At 64.0% G+C, this 13,502-nt stretch carries 13 protein-coding genes; 7 read left to right on the top strand and 6 right to left on the bottom strand.

Translation table 11 applies throughout. The features are described from left to right. Positions 1–401 precede the first annotated feature (401 nt). Positions 402–1,334 (bottom strand): catechol 1,2-dioxygenase, encoded by a 933-nt coding sequence (catA, locus tag ACNFH5_RS24620; RefSeq protein WP_416750546.1) that lies wholly within the window; start codon positions 1,332–1,334, stop codon positions 402–404. A 43-nt stretch (positions 1,335–1,377) separates the two neighbouring features. Further along, entirely contained in the window at positions 1,378–1,899 is a 522-nt protein-coding gene (hpaC, locus tag ACNFH5_RS24625) for a 4-hydroxyphenylacetate 3-monooxygenase, reductase component (RefSeq protein WP_024767261.1), read from the bottom strand. A gap of 265 nt (positions 1,900–2,164) precedes the next feature. Between hpaC and ACNFH5_RS24630 the strand changes: the two genes are divergently transcribed. Further along, positions 2,165–2,791 (top strand): response regulator transcription factor, encoded by a 627-nt coding sequence (locus tag ACNFH5_RS24630; protein WP_416750549.1) that lies wholly within the window; start codon positions 2,165–2,167, stop codon positions 2,789–2,791. Positions 2,792–2,816: 25 nt separating this feature from the next. Here the strand turns inward: ACNFH5_RS24630 and ACNFH5_RS24635 are convergent, their stop codons facing one another. Both ACNFH5_RS24635 and ACNFH5_RS24640 read right to left on the bottom strand, forming a co-directional pair. After that, the gene (locus ACNFH5_RS24635) at positions 2,817–3,818 is read right to left on the bottom strand and encodes an asparaginase (RefSeq protein WP_416750551.1); all 1,002 of its coding nucleotides are present in this window, start codon (positions 3,816–3,818) and stop codon (positions 2,817–2,819) included. A gap of 90 nt (positions 3,819–3,908) precedes the next feature. After that, positions 3,909–5,351 carry an alanine/glycine:cation symporter family protein gene (locus tag ACNFH5_RS24640; protein ID WP_416750553.1) on the bottom strand — a complete coding sequence of 481 codons (1,443 nt, stop codon included), beginning with the start codon at positions 5,349–5,351 and terminating at the stop codon, positions 3,909–3,911. Between the two features lie 168 nt (positions 5,352–5,519). Between ACNFH5_RS24640 and ACNFH5_RS24645 the strand changes: the two genes are divergently transcribed. Continuing rightward, positions 5,520–6,338, top strand: coding sequence for a helix-turn-helix domain-containing protein (locus ACNFH5_RS24645; protein WP_416750556.1), 819 nt, complete (start codon positions 5,520–5,522; stop codon positions 6,336–6,338). Between the two features lie 122 nt (positions 6,339–6,460). Here ACNFH5_RS24645 and ACNFH5_RS24650 read toward each other — a convergent pair whose 3' ends face one another. After that, positions 6,461–7,345, bottom strand: a complete 885-nt coding sequence (locus ACNFH5_RS24650) for a DMT family transporter (RefSeq protein WP_416750558.1) — start codon at positions 7,343–7,345, stop codon at positions 6,461–6,463. A 529-nt stretch (positions 7,346–7,874) separates the two neighbouring features. Between ACNFH5_RS24650 and ACNFH5_RS24655 the strand changes: the two genes are divergently transcribed. Then, positions 7,875–9,125: an OprD family porin gene (locus ACNFH5_RS24655; RefSeq protein ID WP_416750560.1), complete on the top strand. Its 1,251-nt coding sequence runs from the start codon at positions 7,875–7,877 to the stop codon at positions 9,123–9,125. Positions 9,126–9,298: 173 nt separating this feature from the next. On the opposite strand, the gene ACNFH5_RS24660 is transcribed toward ACNFH5_RS24655, so the two are convergent. Continuing rightward, entirely contained in the window at positions 9,299–10,528 is a 1,230-nt protein-coding gene (locus ACNFH5_RS24660; RefSeq protein ID WP_416750562.1) for a PilT/PilU family type 4a pilus ATPase, read from the bottom strand. Between the two features lie 187 nt (positions 10,529–10,715). Here ACNFH5_RS24660 and ACNFH5_RS24665 point away from each other — a divergent pair, with 187 nt between their 5' ends. The 4 genes from ACNFH5_RS24665 (at position 10,716) to ACNFH5_RS24680 (ending at position 13,383) form a co-directional block, all read left to right on the top strand. Beyond that, complete coding sequence (locus ACNFH5_RS24665) at positions 10,716–10,994, top strand: peptidylprolyl isomerase (RefSeq protein ID WP_138523972.1); 279 nt, start codon at positions 10,716–10,718, stop codon at positions 10,992–10,994. A gap of 50 nt (positions 10,995–11,044) precedes the next feature. Beyond that, positions 11,045–11,407, top strand: coding sequence for an MmcQ/YjbR family DNA-binding protein (locus tag ACNFH5_RS24670; protein WP_416750564.1), 363 nt, complete (start codon positions 11,045–11,047; stop codon positions 11,405–11,407). Continuing rightward, the gene (locus ACNFH5_RS24675) at positions 11,407–11,961 is read left to right on the top strand and encodes a putative glycolipid-binding domain-containing protein (RefSeq protein ID WP_416750566.1); all 555 of its coding nucleotides are present in this window, start codon (positions 11,407–11,409) and stop codon (positions 11,959–11,961) included. Before ACNFH5_RS24670 ends, ACNFH5_RS24675 begins: the two co-directional genes overlap by 1 nt. Before the next feature lie 240 nt (positions 11,962–12,201). Further along, the gene (locus ACNFH5_RS24680; RefSeq protein WP_416750568.1) at positions 12,202–13,383 is read left to right on the top strand and encodes an MFS transporter; all 1,182 of its coding nucleotides are present in this window, start codon (positions 12,202–12,204) and stop codon (positions 13,381–13,383) included. Positions 13,384–13,502: the final 119 nt, after the last annotated feature.

The following is a 13,502-nucleotide window of genomic DNA, read 5'->3' on the forward strand; positions in this document are numbered from 1 at the left end:
ATGGGTATCGCTTCGCTCCATCCCACGGCGGAGATACCAGCAGGATCCAACTCTGCCGGCAATCACCGGAGTCCTCTGTAGGAGCGAGCTTGCTCGCGAACTGCACGCTGCCGATGCTTCGGCATGGGTGGAAAGTAATCGCGGACAAAGTCCGCTCCTACCCAAGCCAACAGCCCGGCGTAGGAGCGGACTCTGTCCGCGATGTCTTCCTGCCGGCAGCGGGGCGATGGGTATCGCTTCGCTCCATCCCACGGCGGAGATACCAGCAGGATCCAACTCTGCCGGCAATCACCGGAGTCCTCTGTAGGAGCGAGCTTGCTCGCGAACCATATTACCCGGCCGCTCTGGTGCCGGGCGGGTTCGCGAGCAAGCTCGCTCCTACAAGGTCGGTACCGTGGGGATCAGGCCTCCTGCAACGCGCGCGGGCGATTGCTGCGGTCTTCGGCGTCGGCGGAAACAGCGTGCTGCAGCTGGAAATCGAACTCGAGCTCGGCGAAGCGCCCTTCCACACTGCGCGCCTTGGCGGCAGCCGCATCCTCGACAAAACGCACCTCGCCGATCAGACCGTCACGGGTCGCATAGGCAAAGTCATCCCACAGGTACTGATCGCCAGCCAGGTTGATCTGGGTGGTCAGGTGGCGGTGCCCCGGTGCGGAAATGAAGAAGTGGATGTGTGCGGGACGCTGCCCGTGGCGGCCGAGCTGGTTCAGCAGTTCCTGCGTCGGGCCATCCGGCGGGCAGCCGTAGCCGCTGGGCACGATGCTGCGCGCTTTGTAGCGGCCCTCAGCGTCGGTGACGATGCGTCGGCGCAGGTTGAACTCGGACTGGCTGCTGTCGAAGTACGAATAGGTGCCCTTGGTGTTCGCGTGCCAAAGATCGACCACGGCGCCGGCCAGCGGCTTGCCCTGCGGGTCGAACACGCGGCCGGAAAGGAACATCACGGTGCCCGCGTCCTGGCCGTCATCCATCCGCGCTTCACCTTCGGACAGCGGCGCACCGGCCACGTACAGCGGCCCTTCGATGGTGCGTGGGGTGCCGCCGCCGATGCCGGCTGCCGCGTCCTGGGCGTCCAGCAGCAGGTCGAGGTAGTGCTCGATGCCCAGGCCGGCCACGACCAGCCCGGCTTCCTGGCGGGCGCCGAGGCGGTTGAGGTAGTCCACCGCGTTCCAGAACTCGTCGGGGGTGACGTTCATGTCTTCGATCAGCCTGGCAGTGTCCTGCAACACTCGCAGAATCAGCTGCTTCACGCGCGGACTGCCGGCGTCGTTGAACGCGCCGCTGGCTTCCTGGAAGAACTTCTGAATATCGGCAGTCTGGGAAATCTTCAGGGTCACGGTCGATCACCTCGTTCTTGTTGTTTTGAAAATCAGTCGGGCATCAGCTGGCGCAGCGCACGGCCTCGCGGTCGACGCGGTGGAACACGCGGTTGAAATACACCAGGCTGTCCTGGCGCTCGCGCACGGCGACCTTTTCCAGCTCTACGAACATCACGGTGTGGGAGCCAACCTCCTTGCAGTCGCTGATGCGCCCTTCCAGGCTGACCAGCGCCTGGCGCAGCACCGGCAGGCCGGCGTAGCCGTCGTCCCAGAGGTCCCAGGCGAAACGCTCCTCCATGGACACCTTGGTCATCCCGGCGAAGTGCTTGGCCAGCTCTTCCTGCTCGCCGCACAGCACGTTGACGCACAGGTGGCCGTTGCTGCGGAACACATCATGGGTAGCGCTGCCGCGATTCACGCACACGAGCACGGTGGGCGGCGAATCGGTGACCGAGCAGACCGCGCTGGCGGTGATGCCGCAGCGTCCTTCCGGGCCGTTGGTGGTGATGATGTTCACCGCCGCCGGCAGCTGCGCCATGGCATTGCGGAAGTCGATCTGGGTCTGGCTGAGGGTATTGGCCATTTCTTCGCCCCTTGTGCTGGAGTGGCCGGCACGCCCGGCCTTTCTTGTATGGGGCCAGCGTAGGGCAGCTCAGAAGGCCGTAATATTCAGACGATCACCACGCCAGAGGGTGATGGCCGCTAGTCATGTAGGTGGTTTCTTTATCGTCAGCATCAGCGACTATGGGTATGCTCCGGGCATGCCATTGCGGCGACCGTGGCAAAAGCCCGGCGCACGCGGCCTACGTGCAGCTTCACAACGATAAGAAAGAAAGTGGCAACGCCTGATGGAAGCTAGAAAACCCGTGGTCTACATCGTCGACGACGACAAGGACCTGCGCACCTCCCTCGCCTGGCTGCTCGAGTCGGTCAGCATCGAATCGCTTTGCTATGGCGGCGCCGAGGAATTCCTGCGCGAATACGACCCCAAGCTCCCCGCCTGTCTGGTGCTCGATGTGCGTATGCCTGAGACCAGCGGCTTCCAGCTGCAGGAGATGCTCAATGACAAGGGCATCAACCTGCCGACCATCTTCGTCACTGCCCACGGCGATATCCCGATGTCGGTGAAGGCGATGAAGAACGGTGCGCTGGACTTCGTCGAGAAGCCCTACAACCCGCAGCAGATGCTCGATCGCATCCAGGCAGCGCTGAAAAGCGCGGTGCAGCTGCACGCGGGGCAGGAGCAGAAGCAGAACCTGCAGCACAAGCTCGACCTGCTGACTGGGCGCGAGCGGGAAATCCTGATGATGGTGGTGGACGGCAAGGCCAGCAAGGTCATCGCCCGTGAGCTGAATATCAGCGTCAAGACGGTCGATGTGCACCGCACCAAGATCAAGGAAAAGATGGGCGTGAGCAGCATTGCCATGCTGGTGCGCGAAGTGCTCAACGTGCCGGTGGAAGAATCACGCCCCTGAGCGGGGCGCGCTTCTTATCGGTAAATCAATCTGTCGATCCGTCGACGCGCTCGCCACACAGGTCGAGGGCGAACAGGCGCTCCACCTCCGCAGCCGGCAGACCGCAACCCAGCAGGCTGAACAGCTTGCCCAGCGCCGCTTCGCGGGTCATCCCGCCACCCGACACCAGACCCGCATCGCGCAGGCGACTACCGGCGGCGTAGACGTCGAAGGCCACATGCCCCTGCGGGCACTGGCTGATCGCCGCCAGCACCACGCCGCGGGCGTGGGCTTCGCGCAGCGCGGCCAGCAGGTCTTCGTTGTCCGACGGGCCCGTGCCGCTACCGAAACACTCCAGTATCAGCGCCTGAACGCCGCTACTCAGCAGTGCTCGCAAATGCTCCGCGCGCAGGCCGGGGAACAGTGGCAGCACCGCCAGATTCACCGGTTGGCGCGGCTGACGGTAACTCAGTTCAGCGGGCAGTGATTGCGCGCGTTCACCTGTGCGCTCGCGCGGCAACACGGCGAAGGCATCAAACGCTTCGCTGCGCAGCTTGGTCACGCGCGCGCCATGCATCAGCTCACCATCGAAGAACAGCCAGACGCCCGGCGCGACGCCGCGCTGCAGCGCCGTCAGCGCACCCAGCAGGTTGCCCGGTGCATCGCTGCCCGGCGCCCCCATGGGTTGCATGGAGCCGGTCAGCACCACCGGAACATCCAGGCCCAGCAGCAGGAAGGACAGCGCGGCGGCGCTGTAAGCCAGGGTGTCGGTGCCGTGCAGCACCAGTATGCCGTCATGGCCGCCCTGCTCTACCGCATGGACGATGGCATCGCGCATGGCCAGCCAGTTGGCCTGGGTCATGTTGGCGCTGTCGAGCAGCGGTTGCAGTTCACTGAAGGACCAGTCGAGGCTTACCTCGTCGTGGCCTTGCAGTTGTTCGCGCATGCGCGCTTCGAAACCGCCAGCCGGCGCCAGGCCCTCGGCGGTCTGCAGCATGCCGATGGTGCCGCCGGTATAGAGGACGAAGAGATTCTTCACGCGACGCATGCCAGTGCTCTTATAGGAAAGTTCACAGGATAAACCGCAAGGCCGGGACAAGTCCCGGCCTTGCATGTCAGACCTTGGTCCGAGGAAGGATCAACCCTGGGCAGGCAGGCTGCCGTGGGCCGGAGCGGTAGCGTTGATCTTGTGGGCATCGCGCCAGGCATCGTGGTCGATGTCCAGGTCGGCGAACTTGCTGGCGTCGAACACCGGGCGCTCGATACCGGCGCGGCGCTGCTCGTCGTAGTCGTGCATCACACGCAGGCCGGTCTTGATCAGCATGGCCAGGGCCACCAGGTTGACGAAGGCCAGGCAGGTCATGGTGATGTCGGCGAAGGCGAACACGGTGCCCAGGTTCTGCATCGAGCCCCAGAGGATCAGGCCCAGCACCAGGATGCGGAAAGCGATCAGCGCGGAACGGCTGCGGCCGACGATGAACTGCAGGGCGTTTTCGCCGAGGTAGTAGTTGTAGGTGATGCAGGTGAACACGAACAGCGACAGCGCGACGCTGACGAAGATCCGGCCCCAGTCACCGACCACGGCGGCCAGCGAGTTCTGGGTCAGGGTGATGCCGTCGCCTTCGAAGCCAGGGGTGTAGAAGCCCGAGAGCAGGATCAGCAGCGCGGTGCAGGTGCAGATGACGAAGGTGTCGAGGAACACGCTGAACGCCTGGACCACACCCTGGGACGCCGGGTGACGCACGGCGGCGACGGCGGCCACGTTCGGCGCACTGCCCAGGCCCGCTTCGTTGGCGAACACGCCACGTTTCACGCCCATCACGATGGCGCTGCCCAGCAGGCCGGCGAAGGCCGGTTCCAGGCCGAAGGCGCTCTTCACGATGGTGGTCAGCATGCCCGGCACCAGCTCGATCTGGGTGACGATCACGTACAGGGTCACGGCGATGTAGGCCAGAGTCTTGACCGGCACCAGCAGGTCGGACACGGCGGCGATGCGCTGGATGCCACCGAAGAACACGATGGCCAGCAGTACGGCCAGGGCGATGCCCGAGTACAGCACCGGGATGTCGAAGGCGTTCTGCAGCGAGTGAGTCACGGTGAAGGCTTGCAGGCCGTTGAACGCGAAGCCATAGGTGACCAGCAGCAGGACCGCGAAGGTCAGCGCCATCCAGCGCAGCTTCAGGCCGTGCTGGATGTAGTAGGCCGGGCCGCCACGGTACAGGCCGTTGCCGTCGCTGCGCTTGTAGACCTGGGCCAGGGTGCACTCGAAGAAGCTGCTGGACATGCCCACCAGCGCGGTCACCCACATCCAGAACACGGCGCCGGGGCCGCCCAGGGTCACGGCGATGCCGACACCGGCAATGTTACCGGCGCCCACGCGGCCGGCGAGGCTCAGCATCAGCGCCTGGAACGAACTCAGCTGGCCGGACTGGCCGCGGATCGACTCCTTGAACACGCCGAACATGTGGCCGAAGTGGCGGAACTGGACGAAACGGGAGCGGATGGTGAAATACGCACCGAGTCCTACGATGAGGACGATGAGGACTTTCCCGGAGAGGAAATCGTTGATCGCGTCGAGCATGTGCTGGGGCCTCGATTGTTATTGTCGGAGCACGGGCCTGGGGCTGGCCCGCTCACTGGGGGCGCATGGTTGCGCCCGAAGCCTCTCGATACAATTTCGCGGCTTGCTACGAATTGATGCTACCTGACGCTATAATTGCGCCAGTCGCATCACCCGGAACTGGCACGAATGTCCGAAAACCTCGGCCCCAACCTCAAGCTACTGTGCGCCCACTACCGCTCTATCTCGGAGGTTTGCCGCAAGCTTTCGATCAACCGTGCACAGTTCAACAAGTACCTGGGCGGGCAGAGCCAGCCCACCGCGTACAACCTCAAAAGGATTGGAGATTTCTTCGGGGTCGAGGACTACGAGCTGCAACTGCCGCCCGAGCAGTTCGCCCGGCTGATCGGCGCGCGCGGCGCCTCGCCCAGCAATGTGCAGCGTAATGACCCGGTGCTGGAGATGCTCCGCCCGCTGCGCGAGCACGCCGGCAACCTGTCGCGCTATTGCGGCTACTACTTCGAATACTCCAACTGCATGTCGGTCCCCGGCTCGATCCTGTTGTCGCTGGTGCACCTGTACGAAGAGGACGGCAATTTCCTCTTCGAACGCCAGGAACGCCAGGAGCGCTCCAGCAGCACCGACGTACAGGCCGAGGACTGGGTGCGCTGCCGCTACCTGGGCGCGGCCTTCCAATTGCAGGACCGGGTTTTTCTGATGGACTATGAGTCGCTCACCGTCAACGAGATGAGCCAGACCATCCTCATCCCCAGCTTCAAGAGCCGCATCACCCGCCTCAACGGCCTGAAGACCGGCGTTTCCAGCGGCGACCGCCGCACCCCGGCCTGCACCCGCGTGGTCTGGGAATACCTGGGCCCGGAGATCAACCGCATCAGCGCCTATCGCCAGGTGAAGCTGTACCAGCCGGACGACCCGCGCATCGACGACGACGTGCGCCAGCGCCTGCAGGTCGGACCGATCCGCCACGGCCTGTTCGAGATCGAGTGAGCCCGCTCGGCGCTATTGCTTTTCTGTAGGAGCGAGCTTGCTCGCGAACAGACCAGCGCCGGAGCGGCCGGATAATCCGTTCGCGAGCAAGCTCGCTCCCACAAGGGCAAAGCTCTCCGGCCCTACTTCTTGCGGCTCTGCAACCACGCCGCGGCCAGCCCGCTGCCACAGATCACCGCGATGCCCAGCAGCGCCGACGGCTCCGGCGTATGGCCGAAGATCACGAAGCCGAGCAACCCGGCGAAGACGATCTGGCAATAGCTGAACGGCGCCAATAGCGCCGGCGCGGCATGCTTGAACGCCTGGGTGAGGAACAGGTGCGCGGTCATCCCGCAGGTGCCCAGGGCCAGCATCATCAAACCGTGCACCAGCCCCGGCCATTGCCAGAAGAACGGCACCAGCGCGCTGACGATCAGGGTGTTGCACAACCCGGCGAAGAAGTTGCTGGTGGTCGGGCTGTCCACCTGGCTGAGCTTGCGGGTCAGCAACTGGTAGAAGCTGAAGCACAGCGCCGAGCCGAACGGCAGCAGCACCGCCGGGGTGAACAGATCGCCACCGGGGTGGACAATGATCAGTACGCCGGCAAATCCCACCAGCACCGCCGCCCACTGCCCGGCACTGACCCGCTCGCCCAGCAACGGTACCGACAACGCCGTCACCAGCAGCGGCGCGAGGAAGTTCACCGAGGTCGCCTCGGCCAGCGGGATGTACTGCAGGCCGGTGGTGAACAGGAAGCTGGTGCCCAGCAGGCACAGCGCGCGGATCGTCTGCAGGAAGGGATGACGGGTGCGCAGCACCGCAAGACCGGCGCGCGGCAGGAAGATGCCCGCCATCAGCAGCGTGTGCACCACATAGCGCGCCCACACGACCATGACGATGGGGTAGATGCTCGCCAGGTACTTCGACAGCGCGTCGTGACTGGAGAACAGGAAGGTCGCCAGGACGATGAGCAGGATGCCCTTGAAGGGCTGGTGGACGCCGGACAACGGCGATTGGCTGGTACTCATCGACTCACGGATTCACTAGGCAGATGCGGCAGGCGCGAGGCCAACAGGAAGAGCAGGACAGCCTAGCAGGACGCACCGGAGAAAGAATCCGCCACGCCGCGCCGGGAGCACCTCGCGGGTCCGCTGGAAGGCCGGGCGATAAGCGTCCCGCACGGCGTTGTGTCACGCATCCTACGCGCAATGCTCGCGTAGGAATGTTCCATTTGGTTAATTGCTGTTCGAACAGCGAACGCTTATGCCTCGGGCGAATTGCGGCGGGCCGTCAGGGAGCACCACTATGGCTCCAGCCGCCACCTCGATGTGGCGCCAACAACTATAAGAAAGGTCCGTTCACATGCTCACGCTCTCCCTGGCACGCCTGCGCGCGTGCATCGCTCGCACATTCCCCGCCCACATTCCTGTCGCCCCAGGCTGATCGCCTGCTCCGAGCGCCCTGATCGCTTCAACCTTCATCCGCCGCTCCAAAAAAGAGCCGCGCGGAAGGACTTCGTTCGCCCCGAACAACGACAAGAATGCCGAGGGAACACCCATGATCCGCCGCCTGCCCCATCTCACCATCACCGCCTGCCTCCTGCCTGCCCTGCCCGTTATGGCCAACGCCGACGATGCCGGCTTCCTCGAAGACGCCAAGGCCAGCCTGCTGCTGCGCAACTTCTACATGAACCGCAATTACGTCGGCGAAGCCCGGCAGAACAAGGCGGAGGAATGGACCCAGAGCTTCATCCTCGATGCCCGTTCCGGCTACACCCAGGGCACCGTCGGACTCGGCCTGGACGTTCTCGGGCTGTACAGCCTGAAGCTCGACGGCGGCAAGGGCACTGCCGGCACCCAGCTGCTGCCAACCCACGACGACGGTCGCCCCGCCGATGATTTCGGCCGCCTGGCGGTGGCCGGCAAGGCCAAGGTGTCGAAGACCGAGCTCAAGGCCGGCGAATGGATGGTGGTGCTGCCGATCCTGCGCTCCGACGACGGCCGCTCGTTGCCACAGACCTTCCAGGGCGCCCAGGTCACCTCAAGGGAAATCGACGGCCTGACCCTCTACGGCGGCCAGTTCCGCCAGAACAGCCCGCGCAATGACGCCAGCATGGAAGACATGTCGCTGTTCAACCGTCCGGCCTTCACCTCCGATCGCTTCAATTTCGTCGGCGGCGAATACCGCTTCAATGGCGACCGCACCCTGCTCGGGCTGTGGAATGCGCAGCTGAAAGACATCTACCAACAGCAGTATCTGCAGCTCCAACACAGCCAGCCACTGGGTGATTGGGTGCTCGGTGCGAATATCGGCTACTTCTGGGGCAAGGAGGACGGCAGCGCCCGCGCCGGTGACCTGGACAACCGCACCTTCTCCGGATTGTTCTCGGCCAAATACGGTGCGAACACCTTCTATCTCGGCCTGCAGAAGGTCATGGGCGAGGACGAATGGTTCCGCGTCAATGGCACCAGTGGCGGCACCCTGGCCAACGACAGCTACAACGCCAGCTACGAAAGTGCCAAAGAACGCTCCTGGCAGTTGCGCCATGACTACGACTTCGCCGCCTTCGGCGTTCCCGGCCTGACGCTGATGAACCGCTACATCCAGGGCCGCAACGTGCACAACACCAGCACCGACGACGGCCGCGAGTGGGGGCGCGAAAGCGAACTGGCGTACACGGTACAGAGTGGCGCCTTCAGGACGCTCAACATCAAATGGCGCAACTCCACCATGCGCCGGGACTGGGGCAGCACCAACAGCTTCGACGAGAACCGGCTGATCATCAGCTACCCGCTGTCATTGCTGTAGACGCAGCGCTCATCATTGAGCGCAGGAGCGGACTCCGTCCGCGATGGGCCGGCATAACACCTGGACTGATCGGAGCGGCGGTGAATCGTTCGTTGGCGGAGTCCGACAGGCGAATCCTGTGTCCAAGAAAAAGCCCCGGCATGCCGGGGCTTTTTATTCGCTCATCTGGCGGCTTACTGCCCGCCCGGCTTCTCCGCGTCTTCCGCCTCGATTTCCTCCAGGGCAAGCTCCAGGCCCCAACTGGAAGCCTCGACCGGTTGGGTGGCAGCTGGCGGAGCAACCGGCGCCGGCGCGGCCGGCTTGGCTGCCGCCGGTGTGGCGGTGCTGCCGACGCTGCCCGGGTTGTCCTTGTAGAGTTTGAGTTTCAGCCGCAGGTTGTTTGCCGAGTCGGCGTTCTTCACCGCCTCTTCCTCGGTGATCGCGCCTTCCACTGCCAGGTCGAACAGCGCCTGGTCGAAGGTCTGCATGCCGAGGGCGCGGGACTTGTCCATGATCTCCTTGATCGAACTGAAGTCACCGCGCTTGATGATGTCGCTGATGGTCGCCGTGCCCAGGAGCACTTCCACCGCCGCGCGACGCTTGCCGTCCTGGGTGCGGACCAGGCGCTGGGAGACGAAGGCCTTGAGGTTGTTGCCCAGGTCGTTGAGCAACTGCGGCCGGCGCTCCTCGGGGAAGAAGTTGATGATGCGGTCCAGCGCCTGGTTGGCGTTGTTGGCGTGCAGCGTGGAGATCGCCAGGTGGCCGGTGTCGGCGAAGGCCAGGGCGTGCTCCATGGTCTCGCGGTCACGGATCTCGCCGATCAGGATCACGTCCGGCGCCTGGCGCAGGGTGTTCTTCAGCGCGGCATGGAAGCTGCGGGTGTCCACGCCCACTTCGCGCTGGTTGATGATCGACTTGCGGTGTCGGTGCACATACTCGATAGGATCTTCGATGGTGATGATGTGGCCACCGCTGTTGCGGTTGCGGTGGTCGATCAACGCCGCCAGGGACGTGGACTTGCCCGAGCCGGTGCCGCCGACGAACAGCACCAGGCCGCGCTTCTCCATGACTACCTTGAGTAGCACTTCGGGCAGCTTCAGGTCGGCGAACAGCGGGATATCCAGCTTGATGTTGCGCGCCACGATGGATACTTCGTTGCGCTGCTTGAAAAGGTTGATCCGGAAACGCCCCACACCGGGCACGGAAATCGCCAGGTTCATCTCCAGTTCACGATCGAACTCCGCACGCTGCTCCTCATCCATCAGCCCATAGCCGATGCGGGCAACGTCGCCGGCCTTCATCGGTTCGTTGGCCAGGGGCTTGAGCACCCCGTTGAACTTGGCGCACGGCGGAGCGCCGGTGGAGAGGTAAAGATCCGAACCATCCTGGGTGGCCAGGATCTTGAGCATCGCTTGGATATCCATTGAACTGCATCCATACGCAAGGTGGCGGCGGACGCCGTCTGTAAGCAGCGTCCTTTAAATAAGAATTTGCTTATTGACTCTATGGAGCGCTCCTGCCCCAGACAATGCAACCCATCGCGAAATGCGACCTGCATCACTGCTGCCGTACAATGCCGCCCCAGACGCTTTCATTTAAGGACACGAACCAATGCCCGTCGCCATGGCCCGCCATATCCTGGTCAAGACCGCCGCCGAAGCCGAGCAGATCAAGCAGCGCCTGGCCAAAGGCGAGGATTTCGCCGCCCTGGCGCGCAAGCATTCAACCTGTGCTTCCGGCAAGCGCGGCGGTGACCTCGGCGAGGTACGCCCCGGCCAGATGGTCCGCAGCATCGACCAGGTGATCTTCAAGAAGCCGGTCGGCGTGGTCCACGGTCCGGTGAAAAGCCAGTTCGGCTACCATCTGGTCGAGGTTTACTTCCGAGACTGATCAAACGCGTGACTGATCGAAGGCGCGACTGACCGAAGGAACGCACGCACATGACGCCGCAACAGATTGCCCGCTTCTGCCTGGAACTCCCCGGCGCCCGCGAAGACATCAAATGGGGTAGCAACCGGGTGTTTTCGGTGGCTGGCAACAAGATGTTCGCCATCCTCGATTTCCTCGACAGCGGCAATGGCGGTCTGGCCTTCAAGGTTGGCCCGGAGCTGTTCCTGGGTTACGTCGACCGCCCCGGCATCCGCCCGGCACCCTATCTGGCGCGGGCCTTCTGGATTTCCATGCAGCGCCCCTACCCCATGGGTGAAGCCGAACTGCGCGAAGCGCTGACGCGCTCTCATCAGCTGGTGGTTGCCCGCCTGCCCAAGCGCCAACGCCTGGGACTCGTACTGGAGACACCCTGATGCGCACACTGGACTGGGAAGGCATCTGGCACGCACCGGCAGCCAGCTGGGAATCACTGCAATTGGGAGAACGTCGCGCCGAGAGCCAGTTGCGCACCATCGATGAGGCGGGTGGGCCGTCCTATCAGCTCGACTACCAGTTGGACTGGGACGCCGAATGGCGCCTCAGTGAAGCGCGCTTCAGCGTGGAAAGCGCCCGCGGTATTCATTGGCTGCACCTGCTGACCGACGGCGTCGGTCATTGGCGGACTGATCAAGGCGAAACGCTTGTGGAGCTGGACGGCTGCCTGGACATCGACATCTGGCCTTCGCCCTTTACCAACACTTTCCCCATTCGCCGCCTGCAACTCGCCGATGGCGAGCGTCGGGAGCTGGCGGTGGTGTATCTGGAAGCGCCGAAGCTCAAGCCGGTACGGATGCGCCAGGGCTATACGCGGATCGACGCCCATCATTACCTCTACGAAAACCTGGAAGGTACGAATTTTCAGGCATTGCTGACGGTGGATGACGACGGTCTGGTGATCGATTACCCCACCCTGTTCCGCCGCGCCTGAAAGACATCCTTGTAGGAGCGAGCGTGCTCGCGAAACGCCCACCTTCGATGCTCACCGAAGAAAAGCGTTCGCGAGCATGCTCGCTCCTACAGGTACTGAGCGGACCGGGGCGTAGGAGCGGACTCCGTCCGCGATGGGTTTGCATCACGCCGGAACTGAAAGGTAGTTCGTTAGCTAGCTTTCCTACACGTGTGTCGCGGTCCATCATGTAAGCCCACTTGCCGTACCGAACTGCTGCACATGTCTGCCGACTCCCGCTCGTCTTCGTCCACCACGCTGCAAGTGGTGTCCGTTGTCCTGTTCACCTTCATCGCCTACCTGACCATCGGCATTCCTCTGGCCGTGCTGCCCGGCTACGTACACAGCGACCTGGGCTTCGGCTCGGTGATGGCGGGACTGGTCATCAGCATCCAGTACCTGGCCACCCTGCTCACCCGTCCCTATGCCGGCAAGGTCATCGACACCCTCGGGCCCAAGCGCGCAGTACTCTACGGCATGGTCGGCTGTGCCGGCAGCGGTGCATTGATGCTCGGTTCCTGGGCGATTCAGGGTCTGCCGTGGGTCAGCCTCGGCATGCTGATGGTCGCGCGCCTGGTGCTGGGCACCTCGGAAAGCCTGGTCGGCAGCGCCTCGATCGCCTGGGGCATCGACCGCGTCGGGGCGGCAAACACCGCGAAAGTCATTTCCTGGAACGGCATCGCCAGCTATGGCGCCCTGGCCGTCGGCGCGCCGCTCGGTGTGCTGATGGTCGGCCAGCTCGGGCTAGCCAGCCTGGGCGGCAGCGTGGTCCTGCTGGCCGCGCTCGGTTTTACCCTGGCCTGGCCCAAGCGTGCGGCGGCGCTGGTGCATGGCGAGCGGATGCCCTTCCACCACGTGCTCGGTCGCGTCGTCCCCCACGGCATGGGCCTCGCGCTGGGAGGCATCGGTTTCGGCACCATCGCCACCTTCATCACCCTGTACTACGCCAGCCTTGGCTGGAAAGACGCGGTCTACTGCCTGACCGCCTTCGGTGGCTGCTTCATTGGTGCACGCCTGCTGTTCGCCAACGCCATCAACCGCCACGGGGGCTTCCGCGTCGCGATTGCCTGCCTGTCGGTGGAAAGCCTCGGCCTGCTCCTGCTGTGGAGCGCCCCTACGCCCTGGATCGCCCTGGCCGGCGCGGCGTTGACCGGTTTCGGATTTTCCCTGGTGTTCCCCGCACTGGGCGTGGAAGCCGTGGGTCTGGTGCCGGCCTCAAACCGGGGCGCGGCCCTGGGCGCCTATTCGCTGTTTATCGATGTGTCACTGGGCGTCACTGGGCCGCTGATGGGCGCTGTCGCCAACGGCTTCGGCTTCGGCTCGATCTTCCTGTGCGCCGCCCTGGCGGCATTCTGCGGGCTGACCCTCAGCCTCTGGCTGTTCCAGCGCTCGTTCTCCCGCTGAGCCATGCGGCGCGGCGATCTGCCGCGACTTCGTCTATCCCCCGCGAGCCGTCACGATCCGGCGGCCAAAACCGTTGATCAGGCAATCATGACGGGAGCGTGACAGAGGCTGGACGAAAA

The organism is Pseudomonas sp. NY15435, from assembly GCF_048068295.1.
Classification (GTDB): Bacteria; Pseudomonadota; Gammaproteobacteria; order Pseudomonadales; family Pseudomonadaceae; genus Pseudomonas.

Excerpts from the sequence above, each read along its gene's own strand:
- ACNFH5_RS24675 (WP_416750566.1), top strand. The coding sequence starts at position 11,407 with ATGCGCACACTGGACTGGGAAGGCATCTGGCACGCACCGGCAGCCAGC.
- ACNFH5_RS24670 (WP_416750564.1), top strand. The coding sequence starts at position 11,045 with ATGACGCCGCAACAGATTGCCCGCTTCTGCCTGGAACTCCCCGGCGCC.
- ACNFH5_RS24630 (WP_416750549.1), top strand. The coding sequence starts at position 2,165 with ATGGAAGCTAGAAAACCCGTGGTCTACATCGTCGACGACGACAAGGAC.
- ACNFH5_RS24660 (WP_416750562.1), bottom strand. The coding sequence starts at position 10,528 with ATGGATATCCAAGCGATGCTCAAGATCCTGGCCACCCAGGATGGTTCG.
- ACNFH5_RS24635 (WP_416750551.1), bottom strand. The coding sequence starts at position 3,818 with ATGCGTCGCGTGAAGAATCTCTTCGTCCTCTATACCGGCGGCACCATC.
- hpaC (WP_024767261.1), bottom strand. The coding sequence starts at position 1,899 with ATGGCCAATACCCTCAGCCAGACCCAGATCGACTTCCGCAATGCCATG.
- ACNFH5_RS24680 (WP_416750568.1), top strand. The coding sequence starts at position 12,202 with ATGTCTGCCGACTCCCGCTCGTCTTCGTCCACCACGCTGCAAGTGGTG.
- ACNFH5_RS24645 (WP_416750556.1), top strand. The coding sequence starts at position 5,520 with ATGTCCGAAAACCTCGGCCCCAACCTCAAGCTACTGTGCGCCCACTAC.
- ACNFH5_RS24640 (WP_416750553.1), bottom strand. The coding sequence starts at position 5,351 with ATGCTCGACGCGATCAACGATTTCCTCTCCGGGAAAGTCCTCATCGTC.
- ACNFH5_RS24650 (WP_416750558.1), bottom strand. The coding sequence starts at position 7,345 with ATGAGTACCAGCCAATCGCCGTTGTCCGGCGTCCACCAGCCCTTCAAG.
- ACNFH5_RS24665 (WP_138523972.1), top strand. The coding sequence starts at position 10,716 with ATGCCCGTCGCCATGGCCCGCCATATCCTGGTCAAGACCGCCGCCGAA.
- ACNFH5_RS24655 (WP_416750560.1), top strand. The coding sequence starts at position 7,875 with ATGATCCGCCGCCTGCCCCATCTCACCATCACCGCCTGCCTCCTGCCT.